This window comes from Streptomyces sp. NPDC049040, assembly GCF_043197715.1.
Lineage (GTDB): Bacteria > Actinomycetota > Actinomycetes > Streptomycetales > Streptomycetaceae > Actinacidiphila.
In genome coordinates, this window is the sequence record NZ_JBICTO010000007.1 from 314,184 (window position 1) to 332,077 (window position 17,894).

Consider the following 17,894-nt stretch of genomic DNA (forward strand, 5'->3'; position numbering starts at 1 on the left):
TGGAAGCCGTGGCCGCGGGGGCGTGACGCCCGTACGGCCACGGCTTCCGGCCGGCGGCCGGCCGCGTCAGGCCGCGGTGCGCCGGCGCCGCGAACGCAGCACGAGCAGCAGGGCCCCGCCGAGCAGGCCGCATCCCAGGGCGATCTCGCCGATCAGGGCGACCGGGCCGCCGCCGGTGGCGGCGAGGTCGCCGCCGGAGGACCCGGAGGTGCCGCTCGTACCGCCGGTGGCGCTGCTGCCTCCCGTGGTGCCCGACGCGCTGCCGCCCGTGGTGGTGCCGCCCGCCGTGGAGCCGCCGGCACCGCCGGTCTGGCCGCCGCCGGAAGCGGCGCCCGAGGTGCCGCCGCCCGCCGAGGCGTTCAGCACGATCTTCACCGTGTTGTTCGCCGGGTTCTTGTCGTACGGCGTCACCGACTCCGGCGCGATGGTGGCGCTGCCGGTGGCGTTGGGAATGACCTTGTCGATCCGCAGGCCGAAGCTCTCGGTGGCGGTCGCGCCGGCCAGGAAGTAGTACCTCTGCTTGCAGGTGTAGAGGACGCCGGGGACCCCGTAGCCCAGCCGCTTGCCGTTCTTGTCGAAGGCGTCGCAGAATTCGCTCGCCTTGACGACGGTGGTGCCGGGCGGCGGCCGGAAGTCGATGCGGGCCGCCGACCTCTCGTTCCAGTTGTCCGCGTAGCCGGCCGGGCCGTTGTTGGTCATGTCGACCTTCGCGGTGACGACCGCGCCTCTGGCGCCCTTGAGGTTCGCCGTGGCCAGCGAGAAGTCCGCGATGTTGTCGACGGTGATCTTCGCGTCGGCCCAGTCGTCGCCCGAGTAGGGCCAGGCCTGGGTGGTGGCGCCGGCCTTCTCCGGTGCCATCGCCGGTCCCGTGCCGGGGGTCATCGAGTGGCCCTTGCGCATCTGGTCGAGCCTCGCCTGCGAGTACGGGCTCAGATCGAACTCGGCGTCCTCGATCAGCGAGTCGGGGCCGGCGACGAAGGACAGCCCCTTCCCGTACGAGGCGGTGGCACCGGCCTCCACCGGGTCGAGCACGCACAGGATCCACTTCGCGTGCGGGCGGCCGGCGGTGCCGCTCTCCTCGTACTCGCAGTTCGAGTGCCGCCCGACGACGTCGAGCCCCAGCGTCGGGATGATCTGGAGGATGCTGCCGGGGCCCGGCTCGCCGCCGCGGTTGGTCAGCGCGAAGGGCAGCGCCAGGGTGTCTCCCGGCTTGGCGGTCATCCTCTGCGGCACCCCGCTCAGGAAGATGTCCGGCTGCGACCGCACGGTCACCTTCGTCTGCCCGTGCACCTCCGCGAGGCCGGCGGCCCCTGAGCCGGTGTAGCGGAGCGCACCGGACGTGCCGTCGCCGGAGCCGTGGGCAGGCGTCAGGCTCAGCACGATCGTGCCGTCGCTCGTCCCCGTGTCGGTGGGGGCGTCGCAGGTGGCCCCGCCACCGCCGGCGGCCGGCGTGCAGGCCGCGGGCCAGGCCACGTCCGCGACACCTGCGAGGTCCGTGGTGTCGAACACCAGCCGGCCCTCGGCAGGGTGCTGCCAGTCGGAGTGGTGGAGTTTCACCGAGAGCGTCTTCGCCGGCACGCTCCCGCCCTCAGGCCCCAGCGGCAGCGTCAGCTCGGCCGGGCTCGTCAGGGACAGGCTGTCGGCGGCGAAGGCCGGCGCGGCGCCGCCCGCCCACAGCACGCACGCCGCCGCGAGGACCGCGGCCGCCCCCCTTGCCGACCGCATCGCCCACCACGGCTTCCGCCCCCTCGATCTCCGCGCCTTGTACCTCGCCATGACAACGCCCCCCCTGCTCTCGTTCATGAACGACAAGACCATCAGGGGTGAACAACGGTTGTACGGCTACGGGTTGCGTGATCACCGGCGGCGCCGGCGGTGGCCCTTCTCCCTGGGTCGCGGGGTCGCCGTGGTGGCTTCGGCGGCACCGGTGGCTTCGGCGGTACCGGTTCCTTCGGCGGTACCGGTTCCTTCCGACGTCCCGGTCGCCGAGGGCTCGTCGGACACCGCGGACGCCTCGGCAGTCCCGGACGTCCCGGGCCCTTCCGACGTCCCTGCCCCGGCGGCTCCCTCAGCCGGCAGCGGGCGCCGGCGGCGGATGACGGTGATGACGACCGCCAGGACCAGCGCGGTACCGAGGGTGATGCCGGCGGCCGTCCACATGCCGTGGGACGACGAGGACGACGAGGTGCTCGCGGACGCGTCGATCCGCTTGGCGCCCGCGGTGCCGTTCGGCTTGGGCGTGGCCGAGGCCGACGCCTTCACCTGGCTGAGCGGCGGCACGAGCGTGCCGACCGGCTGGGCGGTGCCCGCGGCCTTGAAGCCCCAGTCCAGCAGGGCGCCGGCCTCGCGGTAGACCTCGTTGTGCCCCGGCGCCGGGTTCATCACGGTGACCAGCAGGGTGCGCCCGTTGCGCTGCGCGACGCCGGTGTACGTGGCGCCGGCGTTGGTGGTGTTGCCGTTCTTCACACCGGCGATGCCCGGGTAGCGGGCGAGGTCGTAGTCGCCGCTGAGCAGGCGGTCGGTGTTCTGGATCTGGAAGGACTCGCGGATCTTGGTCGGCTTGCCCTTCTTGTCCTTCTTGAAGTCGCCGGGGAACTGCGCGGTGACCGTGGAGCAGTAGGCGCGGAAGTCCGGGTTCTGCAGGCCCTGCCGCGCGAAGAGCGTGAGGTCGTAGGCGCTGCTGTGCTGGCCGGGCTCGTCGTAGCCGTCGGGCGTGACGACGTTGGTGTCGTTCGCCTGCAACTCCTTGGCCAGGGCGTTCATGTCGGACACGGTCTTGGGCACGCCGCCGTTCATCGCGGCGAGGACATGGACCGCGTCATTTCCCGAGCGCAGGAAGACGCCGAGCCACAGGTCCTTCACGGAGTAGCCCTGGTTCTCCTGTATCCCGACCAGGCTGCTGCCCTCGCCCATGCCCTTGAGGTCGCTCGCCGCGACGATGTGCTGCTCGGTCTTGGGGAATTTGGGCAGCACGGCGTCCGCGAAGAGCATCTTCAGGGTGCTGGCCGGGGCGAGCTGCCAGTGCGCGTTGTGCGCGGCGAGGATGTCGCCGGTCTCGGCGTCCGCCACGATCCACGAGCGGGCGCTCAGCTTGCCGGGCAGCGCGGGCGCCCCGGCGAGGTCCACCTGGGTGCCGGGCGACCCCAGCCGGTCGCCGCCGACAGTCGACATCCGCGCGGGCGGCTGCGGCACCTTCGGCCCGCGGCCCGGGGCGGCTCCCGCCGTGCCGGCGAGTGCGGTGCCGCCCAGCAGTACGGCGGTCGTGGCGGTCGCGGTCACGGCCATGACGCGGTGGCGCAGCGTGCGGCGGGCGGGCGCGGTCTGAGGCGTAAGCACCCGCAAGAACGTACAGGGCTCAGGTGCCGGCGCCCTCGCCAGGGTGCGCACGCAGCCGGGTGAAGATGCCCCTTTCCCGGGTCCCGCCCCGGTTGCCGGGTGCACCCCGGTGCCGCCCATACTGGGACGTATGAAGCTCAGTCGCCCGGTGTCCTGGTTCCTCGCCGCCTTCGGGGTGTGGTCGTGGATCGTCTGGGTCACCTTTGTGAAGAATCTGTGGAAGGACACCAGCGGTCTGGCCTTCCACCACGGAGACCACTCGTCGCCGACCGCGTACTTCTGGATCCACCTGACCCTGGCCGTGGTCTCCACGGTCTTCGGCACTGCCATCGGCGTCATCGGCCTGCGCGGCCTGCGCGGCCTGCGCGCGCTGCGCCGCCGGCAGCCGGAGGTCACCGAGCCGCAGCGGCAGGACCCGGCACCCGCAGGAAGGTGAGGCCGTCCGCGCAGGGCGTGTCGGGGTCCTCCACCACGCACAGCATCAGCGTCGACCCTGTCCTGTAGACGTCCAGATGAGCCTCCAGGCCGCCGGCGGCTCCGGCGCTGAAGGTGAACCCGCTGACATGGGTGTCGCTGTTCCAGCCGTACGACCAGGTGCCGGCGGCGTCGGTGCGGTCGTCGAACTCCGAGCCGAGGGTGAAGAGGCCGCCCGACACTCCCGTCGCGGTGAACCGGCCGTCCGCCTCCAGCCGCAGCAGGCCGCCGTTCGAGGTGCGCCATCCGCCGACCAGTGAGGCCTGTGTGACGCCCGCCGCTCGGTGCGGCGTGGCCTCGCCGTAACCCGTGGCGCCCCACCATCCGCCGCCGACCAGCGCGGCCGTGCCCAGCGCGAGGACGGCCGGACGTATCCAGGGCCGCAGACCCCGGCGGGTGGCGAACCGGACGGCGAGCGCCGCTGCCTGCACCGGCCACAGGATCGCGAGCGCCATGCCCGCGTCCAGCACCGCGATCCGCCGGGCGGTGGCCCTGCCGCCCCGCGCCGAAGGGGCGAAGGCCGCCACGACGGCGGCGGCCCCTGCTGCGGTGCCCCAGAGCAGCGCGGTGAGGAGGTAGGCGTCCCAGCGGTCCTGGTCCGGCAGAACTGACGGCGGACCGCCGAGCCGCGTCCCGGCCAGCACCCCGCACACCAGGGTGCCGAGCAGGGCGGTCATGACCAGGAGCGCGCAGCCGCAGCCGGCCCGGTCGTCGGCCGGGGCGCGCGGGGGCCATGCCTCGGGGAGGTGGGTCGTTGCGGGCATCGCCGGGCCTTTCCTGGGGCGGGGGCGGCGACGCCCGACCCTGGGTCAGGTGCGCCGCGGGGGAGCGGACGGTGGGGCGCTGCGGGTGACGGCGGTCCTGCCGATGGTCGGCAGGATGAAGTCGTGGATCAGGCCCTTGGCGTCGCGGACCATCGGGCGGAAGACCCGGTAGCGGGACAGGGCGATCAACTTGGCCACCAGCGGGGTGGAGCGGCGGACGAACTCGCGGGTGCGCTCGGTGTCGGGGGTGCGGTCGAAGACCCAGTAGAGGACGACGACCATCAGGTGCAGCCAGAGCAGGTCGGGCAGCAGCTCCGCCAGCTCCGCGTCGAGCTTGGGGGCCAGGTCGGACCCCGACAGGACGTCACGGAAGAGCTCGACCGCGGTCTCCCTCGCCGGATGCGACTCGTTGGAGAACGGGCTGAGCGAGCTGTCCGGGTCGGCCGCCGTACGGAAGAACTGCGCGGCGAACCCGTGGTACTCGGCCGCGCAGTCGAGCCAGGACTCCAGGGCGGTCCGCAGCCGGACGTCGAAGTCCCGCTCGCCGGCCATCCGGGCGGTGGCGTCCAGCGCGTGCGCATACGTCATCCGGTCGTAGAAGCCCTGGATCAGGAATTCCTTGGACTCGAAGTAGTAGTACGCGTTCCCGACCGAGACGCCGGCCTCCTGGGCGATGGCCCGCATGGTGGTCTTGTCGTAGCCCCGCTCCTTGAAGAGCCGCATCGCGGTCTCCAGGATCAGCGCCCGGGTCTGCTCGCTCTTGCCGGTCTTGGGCCGCGCCCGGCCGCCCGGCAGCTCCTCGGCGGAGCCTGCGGCGGCACCGGCGGCGGGATCCGCGGCGGGTCCTGGCGTAGGGCTGCTGTTGTCCTCCATCACCGTGAGCCTAGGGCCTCTCGTGGGCGGGAATGACCCGGGAGGTCCCGCTCGGCCGCCGCCTAGGGCGGTGGTTCGCAGCCGTCGGCGCAGCCGCCTGCCGACGGGCGGTCGGCGGGGTCCCGGCCGAGCGCGGTCCAGCCGCCGTCGCCGTCGTATGACCAGGCCGTACGCGTGCGGGCGGCCTGGTGCCCGCCGGCCAGCGGGGCGCCGCGGGGCGGGGGTGCGTGCCGCCGCCCGCTGGGCCGGCGGGTAGGACGGCAGTCCGCCGCCGTGACCGCCGCCGTGGCCTGCGCCGGGGGCGCTGCTCTGGGTGCCGCGGTATTTGGCGACGGCCAGCAGCGCCGCCCGGGCCAGCCGGCGGCCTGCCGGGGTGCTCATGGTGTGGGCGAGCGTCCTGTGCTCTGCGAGCGCCCACAGGCACACCACCCAGGCGGAGTCGCCGATGTAGACCTGGCCGGCGTCGCCGACGACGGTGATCTCCCTGCGGGTAGCGCCGTCGTGGTCGAGGGCGGGGAAGAGCCTGCGGGCCTGCGCGGAGCCGACCGGGACCAGCAGGACCGGGATCAGCTTGCGCTGCCGGTTCAGCCAGCTCCCGACGAAGGCGCAGACCCGGCAGTCCGGGTCGAAGAGCACGGTCAGGCCGCGCAGCGGCTGCCGCCGCGGGGCCGCCTGCCGGCCGGCCGCGGCGGGCCCTGCGGGCGGCGGCCCGGGGGTGGCAGGGGTGGTCGGGGTGGCAGGGGTGGCAGGGATGCCCATTTCAGACCACCGCGGGGTGCGCGCCGGTCGCGGTCTGCCCGTCGGGGTCCACCGGCGGGAACTGCTCGCGCTCCAGCAGGCCGCGGCGGCGGATCTTGTTGAGCACGTACACGTTGCCGAGGTGCATGACGCCGAGCACCAGCAGCACCACCCCGAGCTTGACCGACAGCTGCTCGAAGACCCCCCGGGCGTTGTCGACGGTGTCAGCCGACTTGAGGTAGAGGGCGACGAAGCCCAGGTTGACCAGGTAGAAGCCGACGACCAGCAGGTGGTTGACGGCGTCGGCGAGCTGTTCGTTGCCGTGCAGCACATCGGCGAGGAAGACCCTGCCGTTGCTGCTGAGTGTCCTGGCGACCCAGACGGTCAGCCCGATGCTGATCACCAGGTAGACGGCGTAGGCGAGGACGGTCAGGTCCATGTCGAGTTCCACTCCCCAGACATTCCTTGAACGTGTTCAAAACTCTGATGTCGCCGACACTAGACCCGTTTTTGAACATGTTCAAGCTGGCGCTGGGGTGCCGGTCTGTGACCCGCCGCACACCCTCGCGGGCAGAAGAAAAGGACCGGCCCGGCTCCGAGTGTTCGGAGCCGGGCCGGTCCTTCGCGCCTGCCGGATCTGCCGGATCTGCCGGATCTGCCGGCGCGGTCGTGCCGGTCGTTGCCTCAGTCGGCGGAAGAAGCCAGCGCCAGGTCGTGGGGGTGCCCGTCCTTCGGCGCGGCCGGCTCGTCCTCGGCCGGCTCCACCGCCATGTGCGGCAGCCGCTTGTCCAGCCAGGCCGGCAGCCACCAGTTCGCCTTGCCGAACATGTGCATCAGCGAGGGCACCAGCACCGTCCGCAGGATGAACGCGTCCAGCGCGACCGCGCCGGCCAGGCCGATGCCGAACATGCCCAGCACCCGCACCCCGCTGAGCGCGAAGGCGCCGAAGACGCAGATCATGATCACGGCCGCCGAGTTGATCACCCGGCTGGTCTCGGCCAGGCCGACCCGCACCGCACGGGCGCTGTCCTTGGTGTGGACCCACTCCTCGTGCATCCGGCTGACCAGGAAGACCTGGTAGTCCATCGACAGGCCGAACAGCAGCGCCAGCATGATCACCGGCAGGAAGGCGTCGATCGGCCCCTCCCGGGTCGCCCCGAGCAGGCTGCCGCCCCACGCCCACTGGAAGGTCGCCACCAGCACGCCGAACGACGCGGCCGCCGCGACCATGTTCATCACCGCCGCGGTCAAGGGCACGACCACGCTGCGGAAGGCGAGCAGCAGCAGCACGAAGCCCAGCGCGATGATCGCCCCGATGAAGAGCGGCAGCTTGCCGCCCAGCACCGACGCGAAGTCCTTGAAGGTGGCGGTCGGACCGCCGACGTAGGCCTTCATGGTGGTGCCGCGCTCTGCGGCAGGAACCACGTCGTCCCGCAGATGGTTGATCAGCTCGGTCGTGGCCTTGTCCTGCGGCGACGTCGTCGGCACCGCGCGGACCAGCGCGACCGTGCTGTTCGGCTGCATCGGCATCGCGGCGGCCTGGGCGATGCCCTTGGTGTGGCCGAGCGTGGTGACCAGGCTGTCGAGCGCCGCCTTGTCACCGGCGCCGCCCGGCACCTCCGCCAGGATGGTCAGCGGCCCGTTGAAGCCGGGCCCGAAACCGTCCGCGAGGATGTCGTACGCCTTGCGGGTGGTGCTGGACTTCTGGTCATTGCCCTGGTCGGACGAGCCGAGCCGCAGCGCCAGCGTCGGGATCGCCAGCGTCGCCATCACCACGACCGCGACCACGGCCAGCGACTTCGGGTGCCGCTGCACGAAGGTCGACCAGCGCATCGCCGCGCCGACCGCGTCCCCGGTCCGCGGTCCGGTCGCGGCGAACTTCCGCCGCTGGCGGCGGCTGAGCACCCGCATCCCGAACACCCCGAGCATCGCGGGCAGCAGCGTGATCGCCGCCAGCACCGACACCACCACGGTCATCGCGGCCGAGATGGCCACGCCGTAGAGCAGCGGCAGGCCGACCGTGAACATGCCCAGCAGTGCGATGCAGACCGTGCCGCCGGCGAAGAGCACCGCACGGCCGGAGGTGTTCACCGCCGTGACCGCGGACTCCTCGGGCGACTTGCCGCTCAGGATGCCCTTGCGGTGCCTGGTCACGATGAACAGCGCGTAGTCGATGCCCACTCCCAGGCCGACCAGCATGGCCAGCTGGCCCGCGAAGTCCGGCACGTTCATGGTGTGGGTGAGCAGTGTGATCATCGACCCGGAGATCGCGATGGCGAACAGGGCCGTCACGATCGGCGTCAGCATGCCGAAAAGCGAGCCGAACGCCAGGAAGAGCACCACCGCGGCCGCGGCGATGCCGACGAACTCGCTCAGCCCGGCGGGCGGCTCCTCGACCGAGGCGATGATGTTGCCGCCCAGTTCCACCTTGAGCCCGTCGGCCCGCGCGCCCTGCGCCGTGTCGATCAGGTCGTGCACCTGCGACTTGTCCAGCTCGGCGCCGAGCACGTCGTACGTCACCGTCGCGTACGCCGTCCTGCCGTCCTTGCTGATCTGAGCCGCCCCCGCCGGGTCGTAAGGGCTCACGACCTTGCCGACGTCCTTCTGGTGCCGGACCTTCTCCAGCATCGGCGCGATGCGCTGCCGCACCGACGCGTCGCGTACCGAACCCGAGTCGACATGCCACACCACCGTGTCGGACTCGCCCGACTGGTCGTGCACCGCCTTGTCCAGCAGGTCGATGACCTTGCTCGACTCGGTGTTGGGGAGCGAGAACACATTCGAGTAGGTGTCGCCGGCGATCCTGCCCGCGGACCCGGCACCGAGCAGCGCCGCCACCCACAGCAGAATCACCAGCCATTTGTGCCGGAAGCACCATCGCGCCAGAACGGCCACGATCCATCCCCCATCTACGTCATCTACGTCATCTACGTCGTCATGCCACGTGATCCGTCGCCACGTGACCGTGTCGGCTGATCCACTCGCCCCACTCCAGAGTCAGTGGTCCTCGCGCCCGGACCAAGCCGAAACGACTTCTCTCAAGGAACTCCAAAGTTCGCGGCCGCCGACGGCGACCCGGGGTGCGGATACTTGACACATGGAGACAGCTGTCGGCACGGCTCCCAGGGTGCTCGTCGTCGAGGACGAGCCCGGAATCGCAGACATCCTGCGCATCACGCTCAGCTACAACGGCTTCACGGTGCACTGTGCCGCGACCAGACGGGAGGCGCTCGCCGCCGTCCGGGCGCACCGCCCCGACCTCGTCCTGCTCGACGTGATGCTGCCCGACGGCAACGGATGGGAGGTGTGCCGCGCCCTGCGCGCGGAACACGCCGCAGAACATGCCGCGGAACCCGGAACGGACGACCTCGCCGTCATCTTCGTCACCGCCCGTGACGCCCCGCGCGACGTGGTCGCGGGCCTCGCCCTCGGCGGCGACGACTACATCACCAAGCCCTTCGGCGTCGACGAGGTCGTCGCCCGGGTGCACGCGGTGCTGCGCCGCACCCGGCGTGACACCGGCGTCGCCGACCGGGTGCTGCGGCACGGCGACCTGGAGATGGACGAGGCCACCTACTCCGTCCGGCGGGCCGGCCAGCCCGTCGAACTGACCCCGACCGAGTACAACCTGCTGCGGCACCTGCTGCGGCACGCCGGGAGGATCATCTCCAAGGAGCAGCTGCTCCAGCACGTGTGGCAGTACGAGACCGTCGTGCCGTCGACCGTCGTCGAGACCTACATCTCCTACCTGCGGCGCAAACTCGACCGCTTCGGACCGCCCATGATCGAGACCAGGCGCGGCATCGGCTACGGACTGCGGGCGGTGGAACAGGCGTGACCCCGTGACCCGAAGAACCTGCGCATCGACCCCGGGGACAGGCGTGGCACGGTGACCCGACGACGCCTGGTGCCGCAGCCCAAGACCCTGCGCGCCCGCCTCACCCTCGCCAACGTCGCCTTCGTCGCGCTCGGGCTGCTGGCCACCGCCGCCTTCAGCGTGATGGCCACCTACAAGGTGCTGGGCACCGAGATCGACAACACCCTGCGGGACTCGCAGCGCTCGGTGAGCAGCGCACCGGTCACCGCCGTGGGCCTCCAGCAGCTGTGCACGCTCGCCGACATCCTCCAGGACGGCAAGGAGGACGGCCTGTCCTTCGCCAAGGCCTTCAAGCAGGACCTGTTCGTGGTGCTCGACTCCGACGGCGGCAGCTCGTCGGTGTGCGAGAAGACCAGCGGCGCCAACAGCCGGATCCGCGAGGACCTGAACAAGGCACTGGCCGACCCCGCCGGGCTCGCCCGCAGCGGCAAGCCCGTCAACGTCCGTGCCGACGGCACCGACTACCGGGTGGTCGTCACCCGGCTCAGCGACGGCAGCATGGTCGTCCAGGGCATGCGCTACAGCGGGCTGGAACACGCCATCCACAAGCTGCTGATCTGGGAGTCGATCGCCGGGCTCGGGCTGCTCGGGCTGCTCGCGATCGGCTCGCTGACCGCCGCCAGGCGGCGGCTCAGCCCGCTGGAGACCATGGTCGAGACCGCCTCCGCCATCGCCGAGGGCGACCTGTCACGGCGGATCGCCACCGCACGCCACGGATCGAGTGAGGTCAGGCAGTTGAGCACCGCGCTCAACGCGATGCTCCAGCAGATCGAGACCGCGCTCACCGAGAGCGAGCGCGCCACCGCCCAGCTGCGGCACTTCCTCGCCGACGCCTCGCATGAGCTGCGCACCCCGCTGGCCTCCGTCCAGGGCTACCTCCAGCTCTACGAGAAGGGCATGCTCGACGCCGACGACAAGGAGCGCGCCCTGCACCGGGTGGCCGCGGAGGCCACCCGGATGAGCCGCCTGGTCGACGAACTCCTGGCGCTCGCCCGGCTGGAGGAGCGCCCCGCGCTGGACTTCCAGCCGGTCGACGTCTGCGCGCTGGTACGGGACGCGGCCGCCGACCTGGCCGCCCAGCAGCCCGGCCGCCCGCAGACCCTGCTGCTGCCTGCGGACGGCCGCACCGCGTACGCGCTCGGCGACGAGGCGGAGCTGCGGCAGATCGTCGGCAACCTGCTCAGCAACGTCAGGATCCACACGCCCCCGGACGCGCTGCTGGTCATCGAGGTCGAAGGCGACGAGTCCGCGGTGCGGCTGCGGGTCGCCGACTCGGGCCCCGGGCTCGAACCGCGGGACGCCGCCAGGGCCTTCGACCGCTTCTTCCGCGCCGACCCCGAGCGCGCCCCCGACACCGGCGGGGCGGGTCTTGGCATGGCGATAGTCCAAGCCGCCGTGCAGGCCCACCACGGCACCGTCACCCTCGACACCGCGCCCGGCCAGGGCTTCACCGTCCGCATCACGCTGCCGCCCGCCTGCCCACCCGCCCCCGCGCCCGAGCCAGCGGCCTCGGGAAAGGGACTTGCGTTGGAGTGAACTCCAACTCGTAGCGTCGTGACCATGACGCCAGCACCCGCTTCCGCAACGCCCTCCGCATCCGGCACCGACGACCGCTACGCCCGCGGTCTGGCCGCGCTCAGCCTGGTCACCGGCACCGAACACCCCACGGTGCTCGACCCGGTCGCCGAGATCGCCCCGGACCTGGCCCGCTTCACCGTCGAGTTCGGCTACGGCGACGTCTGGTCGCAGCCCGGCCTGACCCCGCGGCAGCGGCAGATCGGCACGGTCGCCGCCCTCGCCGCCCTCGGCAACGCGGCCCCGCAGCTGCGCTTCCACATCGCCGGGGCACTCAACGTCGGCTGCACCCGGCGGGAGATCGTGGAGACCGTCATCCACACGACCGTCTACGCCGGCTTCCCCGCCGCCCTCAACGCGCTGACCGCCGCCCGCGAGGTCTTCGCCGCCCACCCCGAGGGCGCGGGGGACCCGGAGCCGGAGTCGACCCCGGCCGACGAGCGCCGCGCCCGCGGTGTGGCCCTGCTCGAGCAGGTCGACGGCCCGGCGGGACCCCGCATCATCGACTCCCTGGCGGACCTGGCCCCCGACCTCGGCCGCTTCGTGGTCGACTACGTCTTCGGCGACGTCTACGCCCGCACCGGCCTCGACCTGGTCACCCGTGAACTCGCCTCCGTGGCCATGTGCACCGCCCTGGGCACCGCGGCCCCGCAACTGCGTGTCCACATCCGCGGCTTCCTCAACGTCGGCGGCACCCGGGAGGAGCTCGTCGCCCTCCTCACCCAGCTCGCCGGCTACGCGGGCTTCCCCGCCGCCCTCAACGGGGTGGCCGCCGCCCGCGAGATCTTCGCGGAGCGGGACGCGGCCTCCTGACCCCCGCGCCCGGTGCCGCGGGCGCGGCCGGCCCTCGGGGCCCGTCCTTCACCCCACCCCGAACCACCGTCCCCCCGCGACCCGCAGCTCCCCGAATTCGCGCGCGTCCGGGACCGGGGCGGAGGAGGCCCAGGCGACATACGAGTCGGGCCGGATCAAAGCCGCCGTGAAGCCGGCCCCGGCCGGCGGCCGGGCGTGGGCCGTCACCACGTCCACCCGGTCGGACCAGCCGGCCGCCACCTTCGCCGCCGTCGCCGACTCGGTGAGGTCGAGCAGCAACGGGCGTCCGCCGCGCATCAGTTCCGCGAGCCGCGTCGGGCCGGCCGCGGTGGTCAGCGCCACGTCCCTGACGTGGTACCCGACCAGCGGGTGGGCGCCGTCGGAGCCGGGGTCGTAGCGCAGATCGGATCCCGCGACGAGGGCGCCCACCCGCTGGACCGCCGCCGGGTCCCCCAGCAGCTCGCCGAACACCGCACGCAGCGCGTCCACATCGCTGCCGGGTGCCAGCAGCGCGGCCTGCGCCTGGGCGGAGACCAGGGTGCGGCGGGCGGCGGCGGTGCGCTCGGCGGCATAGGTGTCGAGCAGCCCCTCGGGCGCGGTGCCGGCCAGCTGCGCCGCCAGCTTCCAGCCGAGGTTGAGGGCGTCCTGGAGCCCGGCATTCAGCCCGGGGCCGCCGCCCGAGGCATAGACATGGGCCGCGTCGCCGATCAGGAAGACCCGCCCGTCCCTGAACCGGTCGGCCACCCGCGTGTTGCCCCCGAGTAGCCGGCGCAGCACGAACGGCCCCTGCCCCTCGGGCGCCGCCACCGGCACCTCGGCCCCGAGCACCCTCCCTATGCTCGCCGCCATCTCGGCCAGGCTCATCGGCTCGTCGCCCTCCACCGGATCCCACTCGGTGGTGGCCACCAGCGGCGGCCGGCCCGGCAGCGGCGCCCAGGTGAACGCCCCCCGCTCGGTGCGCCGCGGCAGGAACGGCGGCACCGCCCCGGCGCCCGGCACTCGCAGCCCCTCGGGGCCCGCCCACCCGTCGGGGACGCTCACATGCGCGTGGCGGTTGACCGAGCGGTCGTAGGTGACGCCGGGGAAGCCGATGCCGGAGAGCTTGCGTATGACGCTGTGCGCCCCGTCGGCGCCGACGGCATGGCGGGCCGTCAGCCGGTAGGGCCCGTCGGGCCCGGCTGTCTCCAGCTCGACCCTGTCCTCCCGCTGCGCCAGGCCGGTCACCCGGTGCCCGGCGCGGATCTCCGCGCCCAGCTCGGCGGCGCGGGCGGTCAGCACCTGCACGATGCGGTGCTGCGGCACCGCGAGGGTGTGGACCGGGCTCTCCTCCAGCCGGCTCAGGTCGAGCGGCAGCCCGGCGAACATGAAATACGCGGTGTCGGGCTGGGGCGGTCCCGCGCTGCCACTGAGGCTCTCGAAGAGCCCGCGCCGGTCGAGCGCCTGGACGACCTGGCCCACCAGCCCGTTCGCCCGGGGTTCAGGACTCGGCTCCCGCAGGCTCTCCAGCACCACGGGGCGCACGCCCAGCAGCCCCAATTCCGCGGCCAGCATCAGTCCGGTGGGACCCCCGCCGACGATCGCGACATCCACATCCACATCTGCTTCGTTGGCCATCACGACGCACCCCTCTCGACTCTTCGTGCCTCGACTCTTCGTGCCCGGTGTCCTCGTGTGCCGTGCCGCGGGTCAGGCCGGCAGGTCCGGCGGTCGGCTCCCGGTGCGTGCCGGTGCGGGCAGGCCGGCCGTCAGCTGTCCGAGCACGTCGCTTATCAGCGGTCCCAGCGGGACCGGGGGATCGGCCCGCAGCCAGTGGCCCAGCGCTGTGCCGATGGCGGCCCCGACCGAGGCGGCGACCAGCTTCGGATAGAGGTCGGCCCGCGGGTCCGAGCCGGTGCGCGCGCCGATCGACTCGGCCAGCACCACCTGCGCTGCCTGGTCGGCGCGCAGCACCTCGCCCTGCACGGCGGGCTCCGAGAGGACCTTCCAGATCGCCGCGGTGTGCCGCCTGCCCGCCGCCGGGTCGGCCGGCCTGCTGTCCTCGGGGCTGAACTCGGCTTGCACCGACGCCTTTATCGACTCCCACAGCGGCTCCCCGGCCGGCCGCTCGTCCAGCGCCCTGGCGACGCGCAGCATCCGGTCCAGGTGGGTGGCGGCCACCGCCTCCGCCCTGCTGGAGAAGTAGTTGCGGAAGGTGCGCTCCGAGACGTTCACCGCCGCGGCGATGTCCTCCATCCGGACCCCGTCCCAGCCGCGCTCGACGCTCAGCGCGATCGTGGCCCGGCTCAGCGCGGCCCGCGTCTGCCGCTTCTTCCGCTCGCGCAGCCCGTCGGTGGCGTCGGCCGCGTCCGCCGGCTCCACCGGGCCCTCCCTGGTGTCCATGCTTGCCAATCTAGCATTTTTGCCGGTCCGGAAAAATCTCCCTGTGGAAAACTTTTCCGGAACGGAAAGATCATCGGATACACCCACCAGCACCCGACCACCCGCGCACCCGAACACCTGGGCCGCCGACCCGTCCCCTCGGCCCTTCGCCCACCCCGCCACCGGGGTGCGGGCGCCCGGAGCCCCTGTTGTCAGTGGCCGCCCCTACGCTCGCGGTCATGGGAATGGTGACCTTCGTCGACGAGACGACATCAGGGGAGACCCGCGGCTCCTGGGGGCTGGATTTCGCGGAAGAGCGCCTCAGCGCCCGCGAGTTGATAAGGCGCCGGGTCCTCAGGGAAGTGGCGGAGTACAACGCGCGGCAGCCCGAGGTCTTCCACGGCCTCGTCCAGCCCACCGACACCGAACACACGCTCAACGGCTACCGGTTGCGCACTCCGCGCCGCCTGGACCCCGAGCGGCAGTGCGAGCTGGCGCTCGACGCCTTCGGCCGCAACGGCTTCCTGATGCTGGTCGCGGACCGCCAGGTCGAGGACCTGGACGACGAGGTCGACCTGCCCGCGGGCACCGAGGTCGTCTTCCTCAAGCTCGTTCCGCTGGTGGGTGGCTGATGGCCAGTCCTGGGGAGCACGTGGTGGCGGTGCGGCGGCTCGCCGCCGCCGGGGACGTCGAGGGGCTCGCCTGCCGGCTGGCCGACGCCGTCCAGAGCCCGCCGATGCTCGACCACAGTTCCACCCGGAAGATGCTGGCGTGCGTCGCGGAGCTGACGACCCCGCAGCGGCTCGAACTGGTGGAGCGGCTCTCTGACCGGCACGACGCGACACCGCCGTCCGCCGACGACGCGCGCTACGCCCTGCTGCTGCTTGCCATCATGGCCGCCCGCGGCCTCGACGCCGACCCGCTGCCGGAGGAGCGCGCCGCCCGGCTCGCCGAGTTCACCGGGGTCAGCACCGTCTGGCACGACCACAAGCGCCCCGACCTGCTCGCCGAGGCCGAGATCGCCGCGGGCCGCACGGTGCCCGCCGACGCCGTCGCCGTCATGCGCAGGACCGCGGCCTGCACGTATCCCCCCGACGGCCTGCCCGCGCTGCTGAGACGGCTCCCCGATCCGCCGGTCAACGCGGGCGAGGAGTGGTCGGACGACGCGCTGGCCACCGCGGCCCTGCTCGGCGACCCCTGGCCGCGGCTGCTGCGGCTGGCCGCCGCCGCGACCGCCGCCCGGCCCTCCCCCCGCTGGGAGAAGGACGCCAGGGCGCTGATCGACCGGCTCGGCGCCGACGCCGTGCAGGAGAAGGCGGTGCGCTGGCTCGGCCTGGCCGGGCGCCCGAGGCCTGTGCCCTTCGCGCCCCAGGAGTACGGCCCCGACCCCAACACGCTGCTCGACCCCTTCAACGCCAACGCCCTGCGCGGCCTGGCCTGGCTGCTGGCACTGCTGCCGCCGGACCCCGCCATCACGCGGGCGCTGGGCGCGCTGGTGGACATGTCGCTGCGCAAGGTCCCCGGCCACGGCCCACGCAACCCCAAGCTCGCCAACGCAGGGGTGCTCGCGCTGGCCCGCTGCGAGGGCGGGTCCGCGCTCGGCGAGATCGCCAGGCTGGCCTCCCGGGTGACCTTCCGCGGCACCCTCAAGCAGCTCGACCTGGCCCTGGAGGCGCGGGCCGCGGCCCTCGGCCTGAGCCGCGAGGAGGTCGAGGAGCTGGCGGTGCCCGCTTACGGCCTGACCGAGGTCGGGCTGCTGCGGCATGAGCACGGCGAGCTGGCGGTGCGCGCCGGCAAAACTGTCCTGAGCTGGCGCAACGCGGCGGGCAAGGAGGTCAGGGGCATCCCCGCGGCGGTCCGGCGCGACCACCCCGAGGAGGTCGCCGAGCTCAAGGCCGCCGCGAAGGACATCGACCGGATGCTGACCGCACAGGCCGAGCGGCTCGACCGGCAGTTCCTCGCCCGCAGGCAGTGGGCGTACGAGGCATGGCGGGAGCGCTGCCTGGACCACCCGCTGGTCGGCACCCTCGCCCGCCGCCTGCTCTGGACGGTCGACGGGCGCTCCTGCGGATACGCCGAGGGACAGCTGCGCACGCTCGCGGGCGCGCCCGTGCCCGCGGGGAGCACGGTGGAGCTGTGGCACCCGGTGGACCGGGAGCCCGCCGAGGTCGTCGCGTGGCGCGACTGGCTGGAGCGGCACGCGATCACCCAGCCCTTCAAGCAGGCGCACCGCGAGGTCTATCTGCTGACCGACGCGGAGCGCGGCACCCGTACGTACTCCAACCGCTTTGCCGCGCATATCCTGCGGCAGCACCAGTTCCAGTCGCTTGCCGCCGTCCGCGGCTGGACCAGCAAGCTGCGGCTCGCGGTGGACGACTGCTACCCGCCCGCGGTGCGGGAACTGCCGCAGTGGGGGCTGCGGGCCGAGTTCTGGATCGAGGGCGCGGGCGAGGACGACCTCACCGAGTCCGGCAGCTTCCGCCACCTGACCACCGACCAGGTCCGCTTCCACCCGCTGGACGAGCCGGTCAACCAGGCCTACGCGGGAGGCGGCGGCTACCACCACCCCTCGGGTGGCGCGCCCGCCGACGGGCTGCCGCTCGACCAGGTGCCCGCGCTGGTCCTCAGCGAGGTCCTGCGCGACGTCGACCTCTTCGTCGGGGTCGCCAGCGTGGGGAACGACCCCGCCTGGCAGGACGGCGGCCCGCAGGGGCGCTACCGCGACTACTGGCAGTCCTTCGGCTTCGGCGACCTCACCCAGACCGCCCAGGGGCGCCGCGACCTGCTCAGCCGGCTCGTCCCCCGGCTGGCGATAGCCGACCGGTGCAGCGTCGAGGGCCGATTCCTGCACGTGCGCGGCGACCTGCACACGTACCGGATCCACCTCGGCTCGGGCAACATCCTGATCTCGCCGCACGACCGCTACCTGTGCATCGTCCCGAAGTCCGGGCCGGGCACCGGCTACGACGGCTATCTCCCCTTCGAGGGCGACCGCACCCTCAGCCTCATCCTGAGCAAGGCGCTGATGCTGTCCCGCGACAGGGAGATCACCGACCGCACGATCCTCAGCCAGTTGTGACGGCCGG

14 protein-coding genes are annotated in these 17,894 nt (G+C 72.8%); 6 read left to right on the forward strand and 8 right to left on the reverse strand.

Annotated elements, in window-relative coordinates; genetic code table 11:
• Positions 1–66: 66 nt before the first annotated feature.
• Positions 67–1,725 (reverse strand): hypothetical protein, encoded by a 1,659-nt coding sequence (locus ACGFMP_RS20925; protein ID WP_393674222.1) that lies wholly within the window; start codon positions 1,723–1,725, stop codon positions 67–69.
• A 132-nt stretch (positions 1,726–1,857) separates the two neighbouring features.
• A complete protein-coding gene (locus ACGFMP_RS20930; RefSeq protein WP_393674306.1) occupies positions 1,858–3,285 on the reverse strand; it encodes a D-alanyl-D-alanine carboxypeptidase family protein in 1,428 nt (475 codons plus the stop codon).
• A gap of 181 nt (positions 3,286–3,466) precedes the next feature.
• Here ACGFMP_RS20930 and ACGFMP_RS20935 point away from each other — a divergent pair, with 181 nt between their 5' ends.
• The gene (locus ACGFMP_RS20935) at positions 3,467–3,772 is read left to right on the forward strand and encodes an SCO4848 family membrane protein (RefSeq protein WP_393674223.1); all 306 of its coding nucleotides are present in this window, start codon (positions 3,467–3,469) and stop codon (positions 3,770–3,772) included.
• On the opposite strand, the gene ACGFMP_RS20940 is transcribed toward ACGFMP_RS20935, so the two are convergent.
• The 4 genes from ACGFMP_RS20940 to ACGFMP_RS20955 all read right to left on the reverse strand — a co-directional run bounded on the left by ACGFMP_RS20940 (position 3,729) and on the right by ACGFMP_RS20955 (position 9,080).
• Positions 3,729–4,574: a hypothetical protein gene (locus ACGFMP_RS20940; RefSeq protein WP_393674224.1), complete on the reverse strand. Its 846-nt coding sequence runs from the start codon at positions 4,572–4,574 to the stop codon at positions 3,729–3,731. The genes ACGFMP_RS20935 and ACGFMP_RS20940 overlap by 44 nt on opposite strands.
• A 45-nt stretch (positions 4,575–4,619) precedes the next feature.
• The gene (locus tag ACGFMP_RS20945; RefSeq protein ID WP_393674225.1) at positions 4,620–6,206 is read right to left on the reverse strand and encodes a TetR family transcriptional regulator; all 1,587 of its coding nucleotides are present in this window, start codon (positions 6,204–6,206) and stop codon (positions 4,620–4,622) included.
• Position 6,207: 1 nt separating this feature from the next.
• On the reverse strand, positions 6,208–6,624 hold the full coding sequence (locus tag ACGFMP_RS20950; protein ID WP_393674307.1) for a hypothetical protein: 417 nt from the start codon (positions 6,622–6,624) through the stop codon (positions 6,208–6,210).
• Between the two features lie 245 nt (positions 6,625–6,869).
• Positions 6,870–9,080: an MMPL family transporter gene (locus ACGFMP_RS20955; RefSeq protein WP_393674227.1), complete on the reverse strand. Its 2,211-nt coding sequence runs from the start codon at positions 9,078–9,080 to the stop codon at positions 6,870–6,872.
• A gap of 202 nt (positions 9,081–9,282) precedes the next feature.
• Here ACGFMP_RS20955 and ACGFMP_RS20960 point away from each other — a divergent pair, with 202 nt between their 5' ends.
• Genes ACGFMP_RS20960 through ACGFMP_RS20970 form a run of 3 tightly spaced genes read left to right on the forward strand, consistent with a single transcriptional unit; the run spans position 9,283 to position 12,450 of the window.
• Positions 9,283–10,023, forward strand: a complete 741-nt coding sequence (locus ACGFMP_RS20960; protein ID WP_393674228.1) for a response regulator transcription factor — start codon at positions 9,283–9,285, stop codon at positions 10,021–10,023.
• Between the two features lie 51 nt (positions 10,024–10,074).
• The gene (locus ACGFMP_RS20965; protein ID WP_393674229.1) at positions 10,075–11,598 is read left to right on the forward strand and encodes a sensor histidine kinase; all 1,524 of its coding nucleotides are present in this window, start codon (positions 10,075–10,077) and stop codon (positions 11,596–11,598) included.
• A gap of 24 nt (positions 11,599–11,622) precedes the next feature.
• On the forward strand, positions 11,623–12,450 hold the full coding sequence (locus ACGFMP_RS20970) for a carboxymuconolactone decarboxylase family protein (protein ID WP_393674230.1): 828 nt from the start codon (positions 11,623–11,625) through the stop codon (positions 12,448–12,450).
• A 48-nt stretch (positions 12,451–12,498) separates the two neighbouring features.
• On the opposite strand, the gene ACGFMP_RS20975 is transcribed toward ACGFMP_RS20970, so the two are convergent.
• On the reverse strand, positions 12,499–14,064 hold the full coding sequence (locus tag ACGFMP_RS20975) for an FAD-dependent monooxygenase (RefSeq protein ID WP_393674231.1): 1,566 nt from the start codon (positions 14,062–14,064) through the stop codon (positions 12,499–12,501).
• 72 nt (positions 14,065–14,136) lie between these two features.
• The gene (locus ACGFMP_RS20980; protein ID WP_393674232.1) at positions 14,137–14,829 is read right to left on the reverse strand and encodes a TetR/AcrR family transcriptional regulator; all 693 of its coding nucleotides are present in this window, start codon (positions 14,827–14,829) and stop codon (positions 14,137–14,139) included.
• 218 nt (positions 14,830–15,047) lie between these two features.
• Here ACGFMP_RS20980 and ACGFMP_RS20985 point away from each other — a divergent pair, with 218 nt between their 5' ends.
• Together ACGFMP_RS20985 and ACGFMP_RS20990 are read left to right on the forward strand one after the other, a co-directional pair.
• Positions 15,048–15,440, forward strand: a complete 393-nt coding sequence (locus ACGFMP_RS20985) for a hypothetical protein (RefSeq protein WP_393674233.1) — start codon at positions 15,048–15,050, stop codon at positions 15,438–15,440.
• The gene (locus ACGFMP_RS20990; RefSeq protein ID WP_393674234.1) at positions 15,440–17,887 is read left to right on the forward strand and encodes a DUF4132 domain-containing protein; all 2,448 of its coding nucleotides are present in this window, start codon (positions 15,440–15,442) and stop codon (positions 17,885–17,887) included. The genes ACGFMP_RS20985 and ACGFMP_RS20990 overlap by 1 nt, the downstream gene beginning before the upstream one ends.
• Positions 17,888–17,894: the final 7 nt, after the last annotated feature.